At 68.6% G+C, this 17,255-nt stretch carries 18 protein-coding genes; 10 read left to right on the top strand and 8 right to left on the bottom strand.

Features of this window, described 5'->3' with window-relative positions:
• A partial coding sequence (locus AC27VN_RS12500; protein WP_490876737.1) for a molybdopterin-dependent oxidoreductase occupies positions 1-876 on the bottom strand: 876 nt, incomplete at its 3' end.
• 81 nt (positions 877-957) lie between these two features.
• On the opposite strand from AC27VN_RS12500, the gene AC27VN_RS12495 reads away from it, so the two are divergent.
• Entirely contained in the window at positions 958-2,085 is a 1,128-nt protein-coding gene (locus tag AC27VN_RS12495) for an ABC transporter substrate-binding protein (RefSeq protein WP_490876736.1), read from the top strand.
• 24 nt (positions 2,086-2,109) lie between these two features.
• On the opposite strand, the gene AC27VN_RS12490 is transcribed toward AC27VN_RS12495, so the two are convergent.
• From AC27VN_RS12490 to AC27VN_RS12475, 4 genes are all read right to left on the bottom strand, one after another.
• Positions 2,110-3,222: a M14 family metallopeptidase gene (locus tag AC27VN_RS12490; RefSeq protein ID WP_208514011.1), complete on the bottom strand. Its 1,113-nt coding sequence runs from the start codon at positions 3,220-3,222 to the stop codon at positions 2,110-2,112.
• Positions 3,219-4,421, bottom strand: a complete 1,203-nt coding sequence (locus AC27VN_RS12485) for a M20 aminoacylase family protein (protein WP_490876735.1) — start codon at positions 4,419-4,421, stop codon at positions 3,219-3,221. The genes AC27VN_RS12490 and AC27VN_RS12485 overlap by 4 nt, the downstream gene beginning before the upstream one ends.
• Before the next feature lie 73 nt (positions 4,422-4,494).
• The gene (locus tag AC27VN_RS12480) at positions 4,495-4,998 is read right to left on the bottom strand and encodes a nucleoside deaminase (RefSeq protein ID WP_490876734.1); all 504 of its coding nucleotides are present in this window, start codon (positions 4,996-4,998) and stop codon (positions 4,495-4,497) included.
• Between the two features lie 30 nt (positions 4,999-5,028).
• Entirely contained in the window at positions 5,029-6,360 is a 1,332-nt protein-coding gene (locus AC27VN_RS12475) for a nucleobase:cation symporter-2 family protein (protein ID WP_431510657.1), read from the bottom strand.
• Between the two features lie 109 nt (positions 6,361-6,469).
• Between AC27VN_RS12475 and AC27VN_RS12470 the strand changes: the two genes are divergently transcribed.
• Positions 6,470-7,384 (top strand): LysR family transcriptional regulator, encoded by a 915-nt coding sequence (locus AC27VN_RS12470; RefSeq protein WP_208514015.1) that lies wholly within the window; start codon positions 6,470-6,472, stop codon positions 7,382-7,384.
• A gap of 6 nt (positions 7,385-7,390) precedes the next feature.
• Here AC27VN_RS12470 and AC27VN_RS12465 read toward each other — a convergent pair whose 3' ends face one another.
• Complete coding sequence (locus AC27VN_RS12465) at positions 7,391-8,596, bottom strand: glycerophosphodiester phosphodiesterase (RefSeq protein ID WP_490876733.1); 1,206 nt, start codon at positions 8,594-8,596, stop codon at positions 7,391-7,393.
• 103 nt (positions 8,597-8,699) lie between these two features.
• Between AC27VN_RS12465 and argE the strand changes: the two genes are divergently transcribed.
• Complete coding sequence (gene argE / locus AC27VN_RS12460; RefSeq protein WP_490876732.1) at positions 8,700-9,866, top strand: acetylornithine deacetylase; 1,167 nt, start codon at positions 8,700-8,702, stop codon at positions 9,864-9,866.
• Between the two features lie 10 nt (positions 9,867-9,876).
• Complete coding sequence (locus tag AC27VN_RS12455) at positions 9,877-11,142, top strand: DUF445 domain-containing protein (RefSeq protein ID WP_490876731.1); 1,266 nt, start codon at positions 9,877-9,879, stop codon at positions 11,140-11,142.
• A gap of 10 nt (positions 11,143-11,152) precedes the next feature.
• On the opposite strand, the gene AC27VN_RS12450 is transcribed toward AC27VN_RS12455, so the two are convergent.
• Entirely contained in the window at positions 11,153-11,935 is a 783-nt protein-coding gene (locus AC27VN_RS12450) for a type III pantothenate kinase (protein WP_093354459.1), read from the bottom strand.
• Between the two features lie 134 nt (positions 11,936-12,069).
• On the opposite strand from AC27VN_RS12450, the gene lysM reads away from it, so the two are divergent.
• The 3 genes from lysM to AC27VN_RS12435 all read left to right on the top strand — a co-directional run bounded on the left by lysM (position 12,070) and on the right by AC27VN_RS12435 (position 13,664).
• The gene (lysM, locus tag AC27VN_RS12445) at positions 12,070-12,534 is read left to right on the top strand and encodes a peptidoglycan-binding protein LysM (protein ID WP_093354195.1); all 465 of its coding nucleotides are present in this window, start codon (positions 12,070-12,072) and stop codon (positions 12,532-12,534) included.
• Positions 12,535-12,640: 106 nt separating this feature from the next.
• Positions 12,641-13,270, top strand: coding sequence for a nucleotidyltransferase domain-containing protein (locus AC27VN_RS12440; protein WP_057592563.1), 630 nt, complete (start codon positions 12,641-12,643; stop codon positions 13,268-13,270).
• Entirely contained in the window at positions 13,218-13,664 is a 447-nt protein-coding gene (locus AC27VN_RS12435; protein ID WP_093354190.1) for a DNA-binding protein, read from the top strand. Before AC27VN_RS12440 ends, AC27VN_RS12435 begins: the two co-directional genes overlap by 53 nt.
• A gap of 4 nt (positions 13,665-13,668) precedes the next feature.
• Here AC27VN_RS12435 and AC27VN_RS12430 read toward each other — a convergent pair whose 3' ends face one another.
• Positions 13,669-14,079: a rhodanese-like domain-containing protein gene (locus AC27VN_RS12430; RefSeq protein WP_057592565.1), complete on the bottom strand. Its 411-nt coding sequence runs from the start codon at positions 14,077-14,079 to the stop codon at positions 13,669-13,671.
• A gap of 226 nt (positions 14,080-14,305) precedes the next feature.
• Here AC27VN_RS12430 and AC27VN_RS12425 point away from each other — a divergent pair, with 226 nt between their 5' ends.
• The 3 genes from AC27VN_RS12425 to AC27VN_RS12415 all read left to right on the top strand — a co-directional run.
• On the top strand, positions 14,306-15,421 hold the full coding sequence (locus tag AC27VN_RS12425) for a TRAP transporter substrate-binding protein (RefSeq protein WP_490876730.1): 1,116 nt from the start codon (positions 14,306-14,308) through the stop codon (positions 15,419-15,421).
• Between the two features lie 126 nt (positions 15,422-15,547).
• On the top strand, positions 15,548-16,177 hold the full coding sequence (locus AC27VN_RS12420; protein ID WP_490876729.1) for a TRAP transporter small permease subunit: 630 nt from the start codon (positions 15,548-15,550) through the stop codon (positions 16,175-16,177).
• The coding region (locus AC27VN_RS12415; protein WP_490876728.1) for a TRAP transporter large permease subunit at positions 16,174-17,255 on the top strand (1,082 nt) is incomplete at its 3' end. The genes AC27VN_RS12420 and AC27VN_RS12415, both read left to right, overlap by 4 nt.

Genomic DNA, 17,255 nt, shown 5'->3' with positions numbered 1-17,255 from the left:
CAGCGCCACGATCTGTTCCTCGGGCACGCCGCACACGCGTGCCGCGCGCGCGGGCGGCCATTGCAGCGCGCGCTCGCGCAGTTGCTCCCAGCCCAGCGTGTGGTTCGCGATGTAGTCGTGGTCGAGCCAGTCGTGCACGATCAGCTCGTGCATCAGCGCCAATGCCAGCGCGGCATCGGTGCCCGGCAGCAGCGCGATGTGCTCGTCGCACTTGTCGGCGGTCTCGGTGCGGCGCGGGTCGATGCACACCAGCCGCGCACCGGCGCGCCGGGCCGCCTGGGCATGGCGCCAGAAGTGCAGGTTGCTCGCGATCGAGTTGCTGCCCCAGATCAGGATCAGCTTCGCCTCGGCGAAGAACTCGATGCGCATGCCGACCTTGCCGCCCAGCGTGTGGACCATGGCCTCGCCGCCGGCCATCGAGCAGATGGTGCGGTCGAGCAGGCTGGCGCCGAGCTTGTGGAAGAAGCGCCGGTCCATCGATTCGCCCTGCACCAGGCCCATCGTGCCCGCATAGCTGTAGGGGAGAATGCTGTCGGGATCGGCCTGCAATGACCGAAGATGCGCGGCGATGCCGTCGAGCGCGGCCTCCCAGCTCACCGGCTCGAAGCGGCCGCTGCCCTTGGGGCCGACGCGCTTGAGCGGCTGGACCAGCCGTTCGGCATGGTCGTTGCGTTCGATGTAGCGGGACACCTTGGTGCACAGCACGCCGCCCGTGTGCGAATGGGCCGGATTTCCCTGCAGCTTGACCGCCACCCCGTCCTTGACGGTGGTGACGAGCGCGCAGGTGTCCGGGCAGTCGTGGGGGCAGGCGCCGAGCACCGTGGCGGCAGCGGCAGGCGAGGAGTCGTGGGGGGTGTCGTTCGAGGCGTGGGCCATCGGGCGAGTCTAAAGTTTTTGGCGTTTTCAGGGCATGCGGCGGATTCGGCGCATGACGTATGGCAGGAGGGGGTTTTCGCAATGATGAATCGCAGGCATTTCTCGATGGCGGCCGGTGCCGCCGCGCTCGGCGGTTTCGCCGCCGTCGCCCGGGCCCAGGGCGACGGCCCGATCGTGCTCGGCCAGTCGGCGCCGTTCACCGGCCCGGCGGCACAACTGGGCATCCAGTTCCACCAGGGCGCCAAGGTGTTCCTCGACGCCTACAACGCCCAGTCCGGCCGCCGCGCGGTGCAGATCAAGACGCTCGACGACGGCTACGAGCCCGAGCGCTGCGCCGCCAACACGCAGAAGCTGATCGACGAGGACGTGTTCGCGCTGTTCGGCTACATCGGCACGCCCACCAGCCTGGCGGCGCTGCCGCTGGCGGTGAAGGACAAGGTGCCGTTCGTGGCGCCCTTCACCGGCGCGATGGCGCTGCGCGAGCCCTTCCACAAGAACGTGTTCCACCTGCGCGCCTCGTACAACGACGAGACCGCGCTGATGGTCAGGCAACTCACCCACCTGGGCCTGAAGAAGATCGCGGTGTTCCACCAGAACGACGCCTACGGCAAGGCCGGCCTCGACGGCGTGACGCTGGCGCTGGCCGAGCAGCAGCTCAAGCCGATCGCGCAGGCCACGGTGGAGCGCAACTCGGCCGAGGTGGCGCCGGCCGTGAAGACGCTGCTGGCGGCGCGGCCCGACGCGGTGGTCCAGGTCGGCGCCTACAAGGCCTGCGCGGCCTTCATCCGCGAGGCGCGCAAGGCCGGCTTCGGCGGCACCTTCTTCAACCTCTCGTTCGTCGGCACCCAGGCGCTGTCGGACGAGCTCGGCAAGGAGGCCGCGGGCGTGCTCGTGACCCAGGTCGTGCCCTCGCCCTACAGCCAGGCCAACGCGATCGCGCGCGAGTTCACCGAGGCGGTGCGCAAGGCCGGCAACGGCGCCAGCGCCAATTTCTCGAGCCTCGAGGGCTACCTCGCGGCCAGGGTGCTGGTCGAGGGCCTGCGCAAGGCGCCCGGCAAGCTGTCGCGCGAGGGACTGATCACCGGCCTCGAGAGCATCGACCGGCTGCAGCTCGGCGGCTTCGAGGTCTCGTTCTCGGCGAAGAACCACGTGGGCTCGAAGTTCGTCGAGCTCTCGATGCTCACGGGCGACGGCAAGGTGCGGACCTGAAGCGGTCCGCCCGGTTCGAGCGGCTCAGCGCCCGCTGAGCCCGTCGGCGGCCTGGAACATGGCCTGCCGCGCCTGGCTCACGATCTGGCCGCGCCAGGCATCGGTGTCGGTGTAGAAGGCCTCGAGCGTGCGCCGGCGGATCGCATCCGACAGGTCGGCCGGTGCCTCGGGATGGCGGTGCAGCCAGTGGTCGCCGCGCAGCGCGGTCAGCACGTCGAGCACCGGCACGGTGCCGTACTCCATCGCGATGCCGGTGTACTCGGCCTGCGGGCATTCGTCGTAGACGGCATCCCACATCAGGCCGCGCAGCAGCGCCGAGGTCGAGGAGCCGTCGTAGATCGAGGTGACGGGCGCCGCGTCGGCCTGGCCGGCACCGTTGCCCCACCAGGCGTTGGCGCGCTCGTAGGCGGTCTTGTCGTCGCGGCAGGCGAAGATGCGCTCGCCGATGCCGTTCGGGCCCAGGCCGGTGTGCAGGTCGATCCAGGCCAGCCGGCGCGTGCGCCGGGTGTGGCGGCGCAGCACGGCGCGGATCATCCGGTGGCTCCAGGTCGGCGCCTTGCCGCCGAAGAACAGGCCGTCCTCGAATTGGTACTGGCCGCCGCTCACCGCGGTCTGGTAGGCACCGATGCCGTTCTTCTCGATCCAGGCATTGACCGCGGCCTGGTTCTCGGCCGTGGGCGGCCAGGTATCGGGCACCAGCAGCGCATGCAGCTCGGCATAGGCGGCATTGACCGGCAGCGGCTGCGTGAAGTCGACGAAGTTGCGGTTCAGGTCGACGTTCTCCTGCGTCACGCGGCGGCCGAACGAGAAGCCGTGCGGGTTGAGCGCATGCACGTAGAGCACCGCCACGCCGGCCGAGCGCGCCTTCTCGCGCCACTCGGCGTCGTGCAGCGCGAACACCTGCACGCCGCTGCCGCAGTGGCCTTCCACGCCGTGGCAGCCGCTGCTGAGGATCAGCAGCCGGTCGGCGTCGGGTGCGCCGTCGAAGGCCACGTCGCACGAGAGTTCCTCGCCGTCGCGCCCGCGCATCGGCAGCAGGTGGGGTTCCACGGTCAGGCCCGCGCTCAGGCAGGCCTGCAGGAATTTCTGGCGCGCCTGCGCATAGCGCGGCGCGAAAGCCTCGCCGATGCCGATCATTTCTTCGCGGCGCCGGTGGCGAGGTACTGCTCGGCGATCTGCACCCAGCAGGTGGCGCCCAGCGGGATCAGGTCGTCGTTGAAGTCGTAGCTGGCGTTGTGCAGCGTGCACGGGCCCTCGCCGTGGTGCACGTCGCGGTGCGCGCCGTCGCCGTTGCCGATGAAGGCATAGGCGCCGGGCTTGGCCTGCAGCATGAAGGCGAAGTCTTCCGAGGTCATGGCGGCTTCCTGCTTGAGCACGTTCTCGGGGCCGACGATGCCGCCCATCACGCGGCGCGCGAAGTCGGCCTCGGCCTCGGTGTTGATGGTGGGCGGGTAGTAGCGCTCGAAGCGGAACTCGCAGGTGGCGTCGTGCGCCGCGCAGATGTGGTCGCAGATCTTCTTCATGCGCGCCTCGATCATGTCGAGCACCTCGAGCGAGAAGGTGCGCACCGTGCCCGACAGCTCGCAGTTGTCGGGGATCACGTTGTTGGTTTCGCCGGCATGGATGGTGGTGACCGAGATCACGGCCGAGTCGGTCGGCTTCATCTTGCGCGTGAGGATGGTCTGGAAGGCCTGCACGATCTCGCAGGCGATCGGCACCGGGTCGATGCCGGTCTGCGGCAGCGCCGCATGGCCGCCCTTGCCCACCACGTTGACGTAGAACTTGTTGCCCGAGGCCATCACCGGGCCCGGGCTCACCGCGAACTGGCCGGCCTTCATGCCGGGCCAGTTGTGCATGCCGAACACGGCGTCCATCGGGAACTGCTCGAACAGCCCCTCCTTGATCATCTCGCGCGCGCCGCCGCCGCCCTCCTCGGCCGGCTGGAAGATCAGGTAGACGGTGCCGTCGAAGTTGCGGTGCTTCGCCAGATGCTGCGCCGCGGCAAGCAGCATCGCCGTGTGGCCGTCGTGGCCGCAGGCGTGCATCTTGCCGTGGTGCTTGCTCGCATGCGCGAAGGTGTTGAGCTCGGTGACCGGCAGCGCATCCATGTCGGCACGCAGGCCGACCGCGCGGTTCCTGGTGCCGTTCTTGACGATGCCCACCACGCCGGTCGTGCCGAGGCCGCGGTGGATCGGGATGCCCCATTCGGTGAGCTTGCCCGCGACCACGTCGGCGGTGCGGACTTCTTCGAAGCAGAGTTCGGGGTGGGCGTGGAGGTCACGTCGGACGGCGGCGATGCCGGCCGCCTGCGTGACGAGCGAATCGATGAGTTTCATGGCTTGCTCTCAAAACGCCAGTCTATCCACTAAGGGATTTCCGGGCACGTCGGAAAACACCGATCCACGGGCTTCAGTGGCCGTCGTGCCAGAAGCCATGGTGCGGCGCGGCGGCCTCGTCCTCGAGCAGCGGCCCGATCACTTCGATGCGACGCTGGCCGCGCACGAAGACTTCGCGGCAGGGCAGCGAAAAGGTCGGGTTTTCCGGATGGTCGCCCGTGAGGCCGAGCAGTGCGTGCTCCGACAGCGCATAGACCACGCGGCCGATGTTGGTCCAGTAGATCGCGCCGGCGCACATGCAGCAGGGCTCGGCGCTGGTGTAGAGCGTGCAGCGCGCGAGCGCTTCGGGCGCGAGCAGCCGCGCCGCCTGCGCGGCCGCGACCAGCTCGGCATGCTGCGTGGGATCGCCCTCGGGCGGCATCGAGTTGTTGCCGGCCGTGACGACGACCTCGCCATGCTCGTTCGCCACCAGCGCGGCGAAGGGATGACGACCGCGGGCCTTCGATTCCTCGGACAGCGCGATCGTCATGCGCAGCAGTTCGAGGTCGCGTGGGGACAGGGAGGGAGCTGTGTTCATGTCGGTGGAATTCATTGTGAAGGTCTGGGATCAGTGCGTCGCGGCCGCCGGCGCTTCCTGCTCGGCGGCACCGCGGTTGAGCAGCAGGTTCAGCAGCACCGCCGTGATCGCGGCCAGGAAGATGCCGCTCTCGAGCACCAGCTTGAGCGGCCCGGCGGCCTGCGCGAACAGCGCCGGGAACGACATCGGCAGCACGCCCACGCTGACCGACACCGCCACCACGATCGCATTGCGCGTGCCCTCGAAGCGCACGCGCGAGAGTTCCTGGATGCCCGCCACCGTGGTCATGCCGAACATCACGATCGCGCAGCCGCCGAGCACCGGCCGCGGCACCGAGGCGATCAGGGCACCGAGCTTGGGAAACAGGCCCATCAGCACCATGATCGCGCCGGCCGATGCCACCACGTAGCGGCTCTTGATGCCCGACAGCGCGATCAGCCCGGTGTTCTGCGTGAAGGCGTTGTACGGAAAGCTGTTGAAGACGCCGCCGATCATGGTCGACAGCCCGTCGGCGCGGAAGGCGTTGCCGAGCGTGGCCGGCGTCGCGGGGCGGCCGACGATCTGGCCGATGGCCAGGCAGTTGCCGGTGGTCTCGGCCATGATGACCATCATCGCGAGCGTCATGATCAGGATCGGTGCCAGCCCGAACGCGGGCAGGCCGAAGGCGAAGGGCGCGCTGAATTCGAACCATGCCGCGTGGCCCACCTGCGCGAAATCGGTGAGCCCGAAAACCGCAGCAATCGCCGTGCCCGCCACCAGCCCGAGCAGCACCGCGAGGTTGCCGACGAAGCCGCCGAAGCGCGCATAGATGCCCAGCGTGATGGCGACGGTGGCGAGGCCCAGCAGCAGGTTCGGCGCGCTGCCGAAGTCCGGCGCGTCGGGGTTGCCGCCGCCGAGCCAGATCGCGGCGGCCGGCATCAGCGAGATGCCGATCACGGTGATCAGGCTGCCGATCACCACCGGCGGGAAGAAGCGCAGCAGCCGGCTGATGGCCGGTGCCAGCAGCACCGTGATCGCGCCGCCCGCGATGACGGCGCCGAACACGTGCGGCAGCCCGTATTCCTTGCCGATCATGATCATCGGCGCCAGCGCGATGAACGAGCAGGCCTGCACCAGCGGCAGCCGCGCGCCGAACCTCCAGAAGCCCAGGGTCTGGATCAGGGTGGCGATGCCCGAGGTCAGCAGGTTGGCGTTGATCAGGGTCACGACCTGCGCGGGCGTGAGGCCGAGCGCACCGCCCAGGATCAGCGGCACCGCCACCGCGCCCGCGTAGAGCACCAGCACGTGCTGCAGGCCGTAGCTGGCCATCTGCTGCGGGGGCAGCACTTCGTCCACGGGGTGGACGCCGGAAGAAAGGGTCATCGAAAAGTCTCCGCGTTGGTGTTGTGGGTCGGGTCGCGGCCGGATGATCGATTTCCTCCGTCATGGGTCAAAGTTAATATCGATCGTTTTTTTCGATGGAAGACGGACCGTGCGCTATTCGCTGGACCAGCTCGAGACCTTGGCCGCCGTGGCGCGGGCCGGCTCCTTTTCCGCGGCGGCACGCCAGCTCGGCAAGACGCAGTCGACCGTGAGCGCGGCCATCGGCAACCTCGAGGTCGACCTCGGCGTGGCGCTGTTCGACCGCGCGACCAAGATCCCCGCGCTGACCGAGGCCGGCCGCCGCCTGCTGCGCGAGGCCCATGGCGTGCTCGACCGCTGCCTCGCGCTCGAGGGCCATGCGCAAAGCCTCGCCGACGCGGTCGAGGCCAGCCTCACGCTGGCGATCGAGATTCCCTACAACGTGCTGATGCCGGTGTTCTCGGCCTTCGCCGAGCGCTTCCCGCACGTCGACCTCGAGGTGCGGCATCCGCTGCACGGCGACGTCAGCGTGCTGGTGCGCCAGGGCGAGGCGCAGCTGGGCATCGGCTTCGCGCAGCCCGGCTATGCGCGCGAGCTGGCGTTCGTGCAGATGGGCAAGCTGGTGATGGCGCACGTCGCGGCGCGCACGCATCCGCTCGCGGCCCTGCCCACGGTGAGCTTCGGCGAGCTGCACCGGCACCGCCGGCTCGCCTTCAGCGCGCACAGCGAGCGGCTGCCCACCACCGAGTATCTCGACGCCACGCGCTGCTGGCGCGCCGAGAGCTACCTCGCGCTGCTCGAGATGACGCACGCGGGCCTGGGCTGGGCCACGCTGCCGCGCCTGCTGGTGCGGCGCGAACTGGCCGCGGGCGAGCTGGTCGAGCTGCAGCTCGAGGCCTACCCGCACACCGACTGGCTGCTGGGCGTCGACCTGCTGTGGAACAAGGCGCGCCCGCTGGGCCAGGCGGGCGGCTGGCTGCGCGACGAACTCGCGCGCCTCAAGGTGTCGGAGACCGACAGCGGCGGCCATCCGACCGCCTTCTGAACGACCTCAGCGGCCGATGCTCTTCAGGTAGTCGGCGCGCGCGGCCAGCGCGGTGTCGGTGAAGTCGGTGAACACGCCGTCCACGCCGAGCTGGTAGTAGAGGCGGTACTCGTTCCTGCCGTCCTTGTCGTAGTCGGACGCGAGGCGGCGCGACTCATCGCGGAAGGTGAAGGGGTGCACGAACAGGCCGGCCTTGTGAGCATCGGCGATCAGCGTGGTCGGCGCCATCGAGGTGGCGTCGGCATCGTTGACCTTGCCGTCCTTGTTGACGTCGACCGGCTTGCCGTCGGGGCCGATGGTGCCCTTGATGCTCACGATGTAGCGCTTCCACGGCCCGATGCCGTCGGCATAGGTCTTGATCTCGGCCAGGCCCGCGGGCGTGACCATGACGTCGAAGTTGCGCTTGTCGCCGGCCTTGGTCCATTCGTAGGGGCGGTCCACCGGCACGGCATAGGTCATGGCGCCGGTCTTGAGGTCGATGCCGTCGCCGTCGATCAGCTGGATGATCTTCGTGTTCAGGCCCTTGCTCTTCATGTACTTGAGGCTGCCGGGCTCGAAGGACTGCACGTAGATCGGCGCGGTCTTGCTGTTCCAGCCGGCCGCATTGATCGCGGCGATGACCTTGTCCTCCATCGGCATCCCGAGGTCGCGGAAGTAGGTCGGGTTCTTGGTCTCGGGATAAATCGCGATGGTGCGGCCGGTCTCCTTCGACTTGGCCTTCGCGAAATCGATGATCTCCTGGAAGGTCACGACCTTGAACTTGCCGTTGAACTCCTGCGGCCGCTCGGCGTCGGTCGAGATGCCGCCCAGGGTCTTGATCTCGGCCAGCGTGAAGTCGTTGCTGAACCAGCCGGTCTGGGTCTCGCCGTCGACCTTGATGGTCTTCTTGCGCGCGGCGAAGCGCGGGTGCTTCGCCACGTCGGTGCTGATCGCGAGGTTGGGATCGTGGCGCGCGATCAGCACGCCGTCCTTGGTCGACACCAGGTCCATCTCGATCACGTCGGCGCCCAGTTCGATGGCGCGCGCATAGGCCTCGAGCGTCTGCTCGGGCAGGTAGCCCGAGGCGCCGCGGTGCGCGATGACCAGCGGCGGTTTGCCGTCGAGCGTGAGCAGCTTGCCCGGACCGCCGGAACCGGTGGTGCCGCAGGCCGCGAGGACCAGGGTGGCGGTGGCGAGGGCCGTGGCATGGAAAACGATCCGAACAGTGCGCATGATCCTGTTTCTCCGTCCAAAAGGAAGGCGCAGGGTATCCGCTTCGTGTGACGACCTCGACCGCCGTGCACGCGCCGCGCCGAGTTCCGGGAGAATGTGTTGCATGTCCCACACGCTTTCCCCCCAAAGCCTCGCGCTGGCCCAGGCCCTGGTGCGCATGAACACCATCAGCGCCAACAGCAACCTCCAGCTGATCGACTTCGCGCAGGCCCATCTCGCCGCGCTCGGCGTGAAGAGCCGCATCACCTACAACGCCGAACGCACCAAGGCCAACCTGTTCGCCACGCTGGGCGAAGGCAAGCCGGCCGGCGTGATCGTCTCGGGCCACACCGACACGGTGCCCTGGGACGGCCAGGACTGGAGCGTCGACCCGCTCTCGGCCACGGTGCGCGACGGGCGCCTGTACGGCCGCGGCTCGGCCGACATGAAGAGCTTCATCGCGGTCGCGCTGGCCAATGCCGAGCGCTTCCTCGCGAGCGAGGCGCCCTTCGCGGTGCACTTCGCGTTCAGCTACGAGGAGGAGATCGGCTGCTTCGGCGTGAAGGAGCTGATCGCCGACATGCGCGACGCGGGCATCAAGCCGCTGGCCTGCATCGTGGGCGAACCCACGAGCATGGTGCCGGCCATCGCGCACAAGGGCGTGTACCGCTACAAGTGCTGCGTGCGCGGCAAGGAGGCGCACTCCTCGCTCACGCCGAAGTCGGTCAACGCCATCGAGATGGCCGCGCGCGTGATCGGCAAGGTGCGCGACATGGCCGAGGGCTTCGAGCGCGACGAGCCGCGCTACGAGGGCTTCGACGTGCCCTTCAGCACCGCCAGCGTGGGCCAGTTCCATGGCGGCATCGCCGACAACGTGGTGCCGCGCGACGCCGAGTTCCGCTATGAGTTCCGCGACCTGCCGACCGCCGACGCGAAGCGCATGCAGCAGGAGGTGCTGGCCTATGCGGGCTCGCTCGAGCCGGCGATGAAGAAGGTCGCGCCCGACGCCGGCTTCAGCTTCGACACCATCTGCGAGATCCCGAGCTTCCTCGGCAGCGCGAACGACGCCATCACCAAGCTCGCGCAGCGCCTGGCGGGCGAGGAGCGCACCACGCTGGTGGCCTTCGGCACCGAGGCGGGCCTGTTCAAGAACGCCGGCATCCCCACCGTGGTGTGCGGCCCCGGCAGCATCGAGCAGGCGCACCAGCCCGACGAGTACGTGAGCCTCGACCAGCTCGCGCGCTGCGAGCTGTTCATGCACCGCCTGGCGTCCTCGCCGGCCATCGGCTGAACAGGCTGCGTTGACGACCCCGGCCGCCGAGGGCGACGACGCGCTGCGGCGCATGAAGCGCGTGGCGCTGGGCCTGCTGTGCGCCGCCGCGGCGCTCTATGCGTTCGCCACGGTGCTGCACGATCGGCATCCCGCCTTCGGCTACCTCGCGGCCTTCGCCGAGGCCGCGATGGTCGGCGCCATCGCCGACTGGTTCGCGGTGGTGGCGCTGTTCCGCCATCCGCTGGGGCTGCCGATCCCGCACACCGCGATCATCCCGAGCAACAAGGACCGCATCGGCGCCAAGCTCGCGGGCTTCATCTGCAACAACTTCCTGAGCACCGCGCAGGTGCTCGCGAAGCTGCGCGAGTTCGATCCGGCCGGCCGCATGGCCGAATGGCTCGCGCGGCCGGCCAGCGGCGAGCGGCTCGGCGAATGGGGCGTGGCGGCCACGCGCTACGGGCTCTCGGCCTTCGACGACGCGCGCGTGCGCGACTTCATCGGCAAGGCCGCGGCGGCCGGGCTCGAGAAGATCGACCTGTCGCAGCTCATGGGCCAGACGCTGGGTGCGCTGACCGCGGGCGGGCGCCACCAGGCGCTGCTCGACGGCGTGCTCGAACAGATTGCGGGCGTGCTCGACGGCGAGGAGGTGCAGGCGCACATCACGGAGGCGATCGCGCGCGAGATCAAGACGCTGCGCTTCGTGGGCCTCGACCAGGTGGCGGCGCGCCTGGCCACGCGCAAGATCGTTGCGGCCGTGGCCCACACCATCGCCGAGCTCGCGGCCGAGCCCGCGCATCCGATGCGGCGGCGCTTCGACCATTTCGTCGACGACTTCATCGTGCGGCTGCGGCACGACCCCGAGTTCCATGCGCGCGGCGAGCGCATCCGCGCCGAGCTGATCGCGCATCCGGCGCTGGGCGACTACCTGCACGGGCTGTGGGGCGAACTGCTGGCCTGGCTGCACGAGGACCTCGGCCGCGGCGATTCGACGATCCGCCGGCGCATCGCGTCAATGGCGGCCGCGCTCGGCCAGCGGTTGCAGGGCGACGAGGCGATCCGACGCTGGATCAACGAGCAGATCGAGGCCGCGGCGCCGCTCGCGATCGAGCGCTACCGCGAGGACATCCGGCGCTACATCGTGGAGCGCGTGGCACAGTGGAACACCGAGGAGATGACGGCCGAACTCGAGCGCAACATCGGGCGCGACCTGCAGTTCATCCGCGTCAACGGCACGCTGGTGGGCGGGCTCGTGGGGCTGCTCATCCACGCGGCGACGCAGCTGCTGCGCGCCTGAGCGGCAAGTTTCAGCCCGCGCGTTGCTGCGCGATCACCAGCAGCCCGTCCATGATCAGGCTCTCGACCAGCTCGAAATGGCCGTTCATCACGGGCGCCATCTTCCAGCCCGCGCCGCCGGTCATGTAGCAGGCCGGCTCGGCGCCGCAGTGCGAGCGCACGTGCTGCACCATGCGTTCGACCGCGCCGGCGATGGCGTAGGTGCCGCCGCTGGTCAGCGCGTCGCTGGTGTTGGTGGGGAATTCGCGCACCTCGCCGGTGGGCACGTGCAGGCCCGCGGTGCCCGACTCGAGCGCGCGCAGCATGATGCCGTGGCCCGGCAGGATCAGGCCGCCGAGGAACTTGCCGTCGGCATCGACGGCCTCGACGGTGACCGCGGTGCCGATCAGCACCACCACCATGGGCCGCGGCGCGCCTTCGCGCAGCATGCGGTGGCGCGCGCCGATCATCGCGACCCAGCGGTCGGCGCCGAGGCGCGTGGGATGGTCGTAGCCGTTGACGATGCCGGCCTCGGCAAGGCTGGGCATGACCCAGCGCGGCGGACAGTCGAAGCGCTCGACCACCTGCTCCTCGGCGCGGCGGCGCAGCGCATCGCCGGCGACGACGCAGCCGAGCATGCTGGAAGGCGATGGAAGATCGGCCCAGGGGCCGTCGGCGAGCCGCTCGATGTGATCGAGGAACTCGGCACCCTGCGCCAGCAGGGCGGCGCCGGGGCGAGCCGCATCGTAGAGCGCCCACTTGAGGCGCGTGTTGCCGATGTCGATCGCGAGAAAGGGAGCGGTGGCTGCGGACATGCGCGGCATTATTGCGACTTTGTGACTATTCCTGCTGTCGCGGTGTTGTCGGTCGCGGTCGGGGACTACGCGGGGGCACCCCGGCGCGCCGCTACATTCGCGAATTCCATCGACCACCGACCAAGGAGAGAACCATGGGATTGTTGAGTTTCATCAAGGAAGCGGGCGAGAAGCTGTTCGGCGGCTCGTCGGCCCAGGCGGCCGAACCCGATGCCAACGACAAGGCCGCGGCCGCCATCAAGACCTACATCGAGACGCAGAACCTCGGCCTCACGAACCTCGCCGTGACCTATGTCGCGAGCACCGGCATCGTGACGCTCGCGGGCAACGCGCCCTCGCAGGAAGCCAGCGAGAAAGCCTCGCTCGCGGCCGGCAACGTGGCCAACGTGACGAGCGTGGAGAACAACCTGGTCGCGCCCGCGGCACCGCCCGCGCAGTACCACGACGTGGTCAAGGGCGACACGCTGTCGGCCATCTCCAAGAAGTACTACGGCGACGCCAACAAGTACAACGCGATCTTCGAGGCGAACAAGCCGATGCTGTCGCATCCGGACAAGATCTATCCGGGGCAGAAGCTGCGGATTCCTCCGTTGAACTGATCTTTCGCGACTCGTACAGGAAAAGGCCCGCGGCTTGCCCGCGGGCCTTTTTCTTTGAACTCGGCGACTTGCCGAATGTCGCCTCAATAGCAACAATCGTCGCCCAATGAGCAACGATTCTTCCTTGATGGACCTGCTGTTCCCCGCCGCGCGGCAGCGCGTGCTGGCGGTGCTGCTGCTGCAGCCGCAGTCCGCATTCCATCTGCGCGAGCTGGCGCGCCTGACCGACAGCCATGCGGGCACGCTCGCGCGCGAGGTGGACAAGCTGGCGCGCACCGGCCTGCTCAAGCGCAGCGAACAAGGCAACCAGGTGCGCTACAACGCCGACACCCGCCATCCCCTGTTCGAGGACCTCGCCGCGATGTTTCGCAAGACGCATGGCGTGGTGCCCGCCGTGCGCGAAGCGCTGGCACCGCTGGATGCGCAGATCCGGTTCGCGCTGGTGTTCGGCTCGATCGCGCGCGGCACGCCATCGCCCGGCAGCGACGTGGATCTGCTCGTGCTGGGCAGCGTCGACTTCATGACGCTCGCGCAGGCGGTGTTTCCCCTGCACGCGACGCTGGGCCGCGAAGTGAACACAGTGCTCTACACAACCGAGGAATTTGCACGGCGCGCACGCGCCGGCGATGCCTTCGCACGCGACATACTGGCCAAACCCAAACTGCTCGTGAAGGGAGGAGCGGATGAGCTTGCAGAACTTGCAGGCGATCGGGCGGCTGCAGGTCCATCAGCCTGATGCCGCGGGCATCGCCAAGCTGCTTCAGGCGGCGCGTCGCAACCTGGCCGACGCGCATGTCGCACAGGTCAGCACCGACAACCGCTTCGATGCGGCCTACAAGTGCATCATGCAATGCGCGATGCTGGGCCTGTGGGCCAACGGCTACCGCACGGCCACCAGCCAACCGGGCCATCACCAGACGGCCATCCAGAGCCTGGGGCTGACGATCGGCGTGGCGCAACCGGACATCATCGTGCTCGATGCGCTGCGCCGGCAACGCAACGTGAGCGACTACGAGGGCGACCCGATCTCCAATGCCGCGCTCCAGGCCTGCATCGACCAGGCCGCGCAATTGCTGGCTGGTGCCGAGGGTTGGCTGCGCGCCCATCGGCCCGATCTGCTGTCCCCTTAGCGGCTCAGTTCTGCTTCCAGGGCAGCCCACGCTTGCGCCACCCCCCAATAAAACCCCGGTGCCCGTTCTCGTCCGGATTCCCCTCGAACCCCTCGAGGATGTTGTAAGCCTCCACCCCCAACTCCGTCGCCCGCTTCGCCGCCGCGATCGAACGCACACCGCTGCGGCACAACAGCACCACCTTCTTCCCACCCTCGCCAGCCGCGCGCACACCCTCGTCGAAGCCCGGGTTCAACGCCATCCCCGGCCACTGCTTCCACGCCAGCGGCACCGCGCCCGGCACGAAGCCAACCCACTCGCGCTCGGCATCGGTGCGCACGTCGACCAGCACGGCCTCGCCGCTGGCCATCCATTGCGCCGCCTGCTCGGGCGTCACGTCGCCGGCATAGCCTTTTTCACCCACGGGTTCGGTCATCTTTTGCATTCCTTCCAATTCGATCGATGGCAAGAGGGTTCCCACGAAGCGGCGGCCATCTTTACCGGTTCCCGGTGGCCGTCGGATGGTGAAATTTTTCACCGGTTCGTGAAAACCCTGTTTGTCGTGTTTTGCTGCGCGCCAAAGATGGCGGCTTGGGCCTGTCAACCATAACTCCAAGAGGCGGCCTGGGATTTCCCCAGTCAGACCTATGGAGAGAGACAACATGACAGACAGCAAATCGACCCGCCGTCGCAGCCTGCTCAAGGGCGCCGCGGTGGCCGCGGGCGCCATGTCGGCGCCGATGGTCGCCATGGCCCAGACCACCACCCTGCGCTTCCAGAGCACCTGGCCGGCCAAGGACATCTTCCACGAGTACGCGCAGGACTACGCCAAGAAGGTCAACGACATGGCCGGCAGCCGCCTCAAGATCGAGGTGCTGCCCGCGGGCTCGGTGGTGCCGGCCTTCCAGCTGCTCGACGCCGTCGCCAAGGGCACGCTCGACGGCGGCCACGGCGTGGTCGCCTACTGGTACGGCAAGAACTCCGCGCTCGCGCTCTGGGGTTCGGGCCCGGGCTACGGCATGGACGCCAACATGATCCTGGCCTGGCACACCTACGGCGGCGGCAAGGCGCTGATGGAGGAGATCTACAAGAGCCTCAACCTCGACGTCGCCTCGTACCTCTACGGCCCGATGCCCACGCAGCCGCTGGGCTGGTTCAAGAAGCCGGTGTCCAAGGCCGAGGACATGAAGGGCCTGAAGTTCCGCACCGTGGGCCTCGCGGTCGACGTGTTCACCGACATGGGCGCGGCCGTGAACCCGCTGCCCGGCGGCGAGATCGTGCCCGCGCTCGACCGCGGCCTGATCGACGCGGCCGAGTTCAACAACGCCTCGAGCGACCGCGTGCTGGGCTTCCCCGACGTGGCCAAGAACTGCATGCTGCAGAGCTTCCACCAGTGCGGCGAGCAGTTCGAGGTGCTGTGGAACGGCCCCAAGCTGCGCGCGCTGCCGCCCGAGCTCAAGGCCGTGATCGAGTACGCGACCCAGGCCGCGAGCGCCGACATGAGCTGGAAGGCGATCGACCGCAACTCCAAGGACTACGAGGAGCTCAAGAAGAGCGGCATCAAGTTCTACAAGACGCCCGACACGGTGCTGCGCGCGCAGCTCGCCTCGTGGGACAAGACCATCGCGAAGAAGTCGGCCGAGAACCCGCTGTTCAAGAAGGTGCTCGATTCGCAACGCGCCTTCGCCGAGCGCGCGGGCCAGTGGCAGAACGACTACTCGGTCGATTTCAAGATGGCCTACAACCATTACTTCGGACGGCAGGCCAAAAAGACCTGAACGGGTCTTCCGGCCAGAGAAAGAACGCGAGGGCACCCCGAGGCGGGTGCCCTCTTCTCATTCCCGATTTCGCCTGACGCTGGCCGCGCACGACGCGCGCAGCGCCCGGCGAGGAGTTTCGTCCCGATGCAATCCTTCCTGTTGGCGGTCGACCGGTTCTCGACGTGGATCGGCAAGACTTTCGCCTGGTGTGCCCTGCTGCTCACGCTGCTGATCAGCTGGGAGGTGTTCTCGCGCTACGTGCTCAACCGGCCGCATGCCTGGGTGCTCGACGCGCAGATCATGCTCTACGGCGCCATGTTCATGACCGCCGGGGCCTACACGCTCTCGAAGAACGGCCACGTGCGCGGCGACGTGCTCTACGGCTTCTTCATGCCGCGCACGCAGGCGCTGGTCGACCTGGTGCTCTACATCGTCTTCTTCCTGCCCGGCATCGTCGCGCTGACCTGGGCCGGCTGGATCTACGCGAGCGAGGCGCTCGCGATCCGCGAGCAGACCTTCTCGGCCGAGCCGCTGCCGCTGTACCCGTTCAAGTTCATCATTCCGCTCGCGGGCTTCACGCTGCTCTTGCAGGGCTTCGTCGAGATCATCCGCTGCGTGCAGTGCATCCGCGACGGCGCCTGGCCTTCGCGCGAGCAGGACGTCGAGGAGGTCGACGTCGAGAAGCTCAAGGAGATGGTGCACGTGAAGGACGCCGACATCGCCGCGCTCGATCGCGTGGTGGTCGCCAACGAGGCACGGGAGGGCGCGCGATGAAGATCCGCCGCGAACTCTGGTTCGGCCTCACCTTCATGGCGCTGGTCGTGATCGCCGGCGCCACCATGCTGCTGCGCGCCGAGACCATCACCAACGGCCACCTGGGCCTGCTGATGCTGTCGCTCGTCGTGGTGGCGATCATGCTGGGCTTTCCCACCGCCTTCACGCTGATGGGCATGGGCATGCTCTTCACCTTCCTGGCCTACGAGCGCGACTGGCACCGCACGCTCGACCTGATGGTGCAGTCGGCCTACAAGACCATGGCCAACGACGTGCTGATCGCCGTGCCGCTGTTCGTCTTCATGGGCTACCTGGTCGAGCGCGCCAACCTGATCGAGTCGCTGTTCAAGAGCCTGCACCTCGCGCTCGCGCGGCTGCCGGGCGCGCTCGCGGTCGCCACGCTCGTGACCTGCACCATCTTCGCGACCGCCACCGGCATCGTCGGCGCGGTGGTCACGCTGATGGGCCTCTTGGCGCTGCCCGCGATGCTGCGCGGCGGCTACAGCGTGCCGCTGGCCGCGGGCGCGATCACGGCGGGCGGCTGCCTCGGCATCCTGATCCCGCCCTCGGTGCTGCTGATCGTCTACGGCGCCACCGCCGGCGTGTCGGTGGTCCAGCTCTACGCGGGCGCCTTCTTCCCGGGCCTGATGCTGGCCGGCCTCTACGTGGTCTACGTGATCCTGATCGCCAAGCTCAAGCCGCAGTGGGCACCGCCGCTGTCGGCCGCCGAGCGCGTGGTGCCGCTGCCGCCGCTGACGCAGCGGATCGCGGCCAGCCCGTCGGCGCATGCGCTGCTGGGCCTGCTCAAGGGCCGGCGCAATGCCGAGGTGCCGCTCTCGCACGTGCTCAGGCAGCTCGGCATCGTGGCGCTGCCCGCCGTCATCTACGCGCTGCTGGCGCTGGGCAGCTACCAGGCCGTGACCACGGTCGAGGCCGAGGCGCGCTACGACATCGAGGAGATCGGTGCGTCGCGCGGCAGCAGCAGCGGCAGCGGCAGCAGTTCGGGCGGCTTGCAGGAACCGCCGGCCGAAGGTGGCCTGCAGGAGCCACCGAGCGAAGGCGGGCTGCAGGAACCGCC

Source organism: Variovorax sp. 20P10.2.4, assembly GCF_058244205.1.
This window is presented reverse-complemented; position numbering and strand designations above follow the sequence as displayed.

Bases quoted from the DNA above. Each gene is read 5' to 3' on its own strand.
- AC27VN_RS12495 (WP_490876736.1), top strand. From the start codon at position 958: ATGATGAATCGCAGGCATTTCTCGATGGCGGCCGGTGCCGCCGCGCTC.
- AC27VN_RS12490 (WP_208514011.1), bottom strand. From the start codon at position 3,222: ATGATCGGCATCGGCGAGGCTTTCGCGCCGCGCTATGCGCAGGCGCGC.
- AC27VN_RS12485 (WP_490876735.1), bottom strand. From the start codon at position 4,421: ATGAAACTCATCGATTCGCTCGTCACGCAGGCGGCCGGCATCGCCGCC.
- AC27VN_RS12480 (WP_490876734.1), bottom strand. From the start codon at position 4,998: ATGAACACAGCTCCCTCCCTGTCCCCACGCGACCTCGAACTGCTGCGC.
- AC27VN_RS12475 (WP_431510657.1), bottom strand. From the start codon at position 6,360: ATGACCCTTTCTTCCGGCGTCCACCCCGTGGACGAAGTGCTGCCCCCG.
- AC27VN_RS12465 (WP_490876733.1), bottom strand. From the start codon at position 8,596: ATGCGCACTGTTCGGATCGTTTTCCATGCCACGGCCCTCGCCACCGCC.
- argE (WP_490876732.1), top strand. From the start codon at position 8,700: ATGTCCCACACGCTTTCCCCCCAAAGCCTCGCGCTGGCCCAGGCCCTG.
- AC27VN_RS12450 (WP_093354459.1), bottom strand. From the start codon at position 11,935: ATGTCCGCAGCCACCGCTCCCTTTCTCGCGATCGACATCGGCAACACG.
- lysM (WP_093354195.1), top strand. From the start codon at position 12,070: ATGGGATTGTTGAGTTTCATCAAGGAAGCGGGCGAGAAGCTGTTCGGC.
- AC27VN_RS12440 (WP_057592563.1), top strand. From the start codon at position 12,641: ATGAGCAACGATTCTTCCTTGATGGACCTGCTGTTCCCCGCCGCGCGG.
- AC27VN_RS12435 (WP_093354190.1), top strand. From the start codon at position 13,218: ATGAGCTTGCAGAACTTGCAGGCGATCGGGCGGCTGCAGGTCCATCAG.
- AC27VN_RS12430 (WP_057592565.1), bottom strand. From the start codon at position 14,079: ATGACCGAACCCGTGGGTGAAAAAGGCTATGCCGGCGACGTGACGCCC.
- AC27VN_RS12425 (WP_490876730.1), top strand. From the start codon at position 14,306: ATGACAGACAGCAAATCGACCCGCCGTCGCAGCCTGCTCAAGGGCGCC.
- AC27VN_RS12420 (WP_490876729.1), top strand. From the start codon at position 15,548: ATGCAATCCTTCCTGTTGGCGGTCGACCGGTTCTCGACGTGGATCGGC.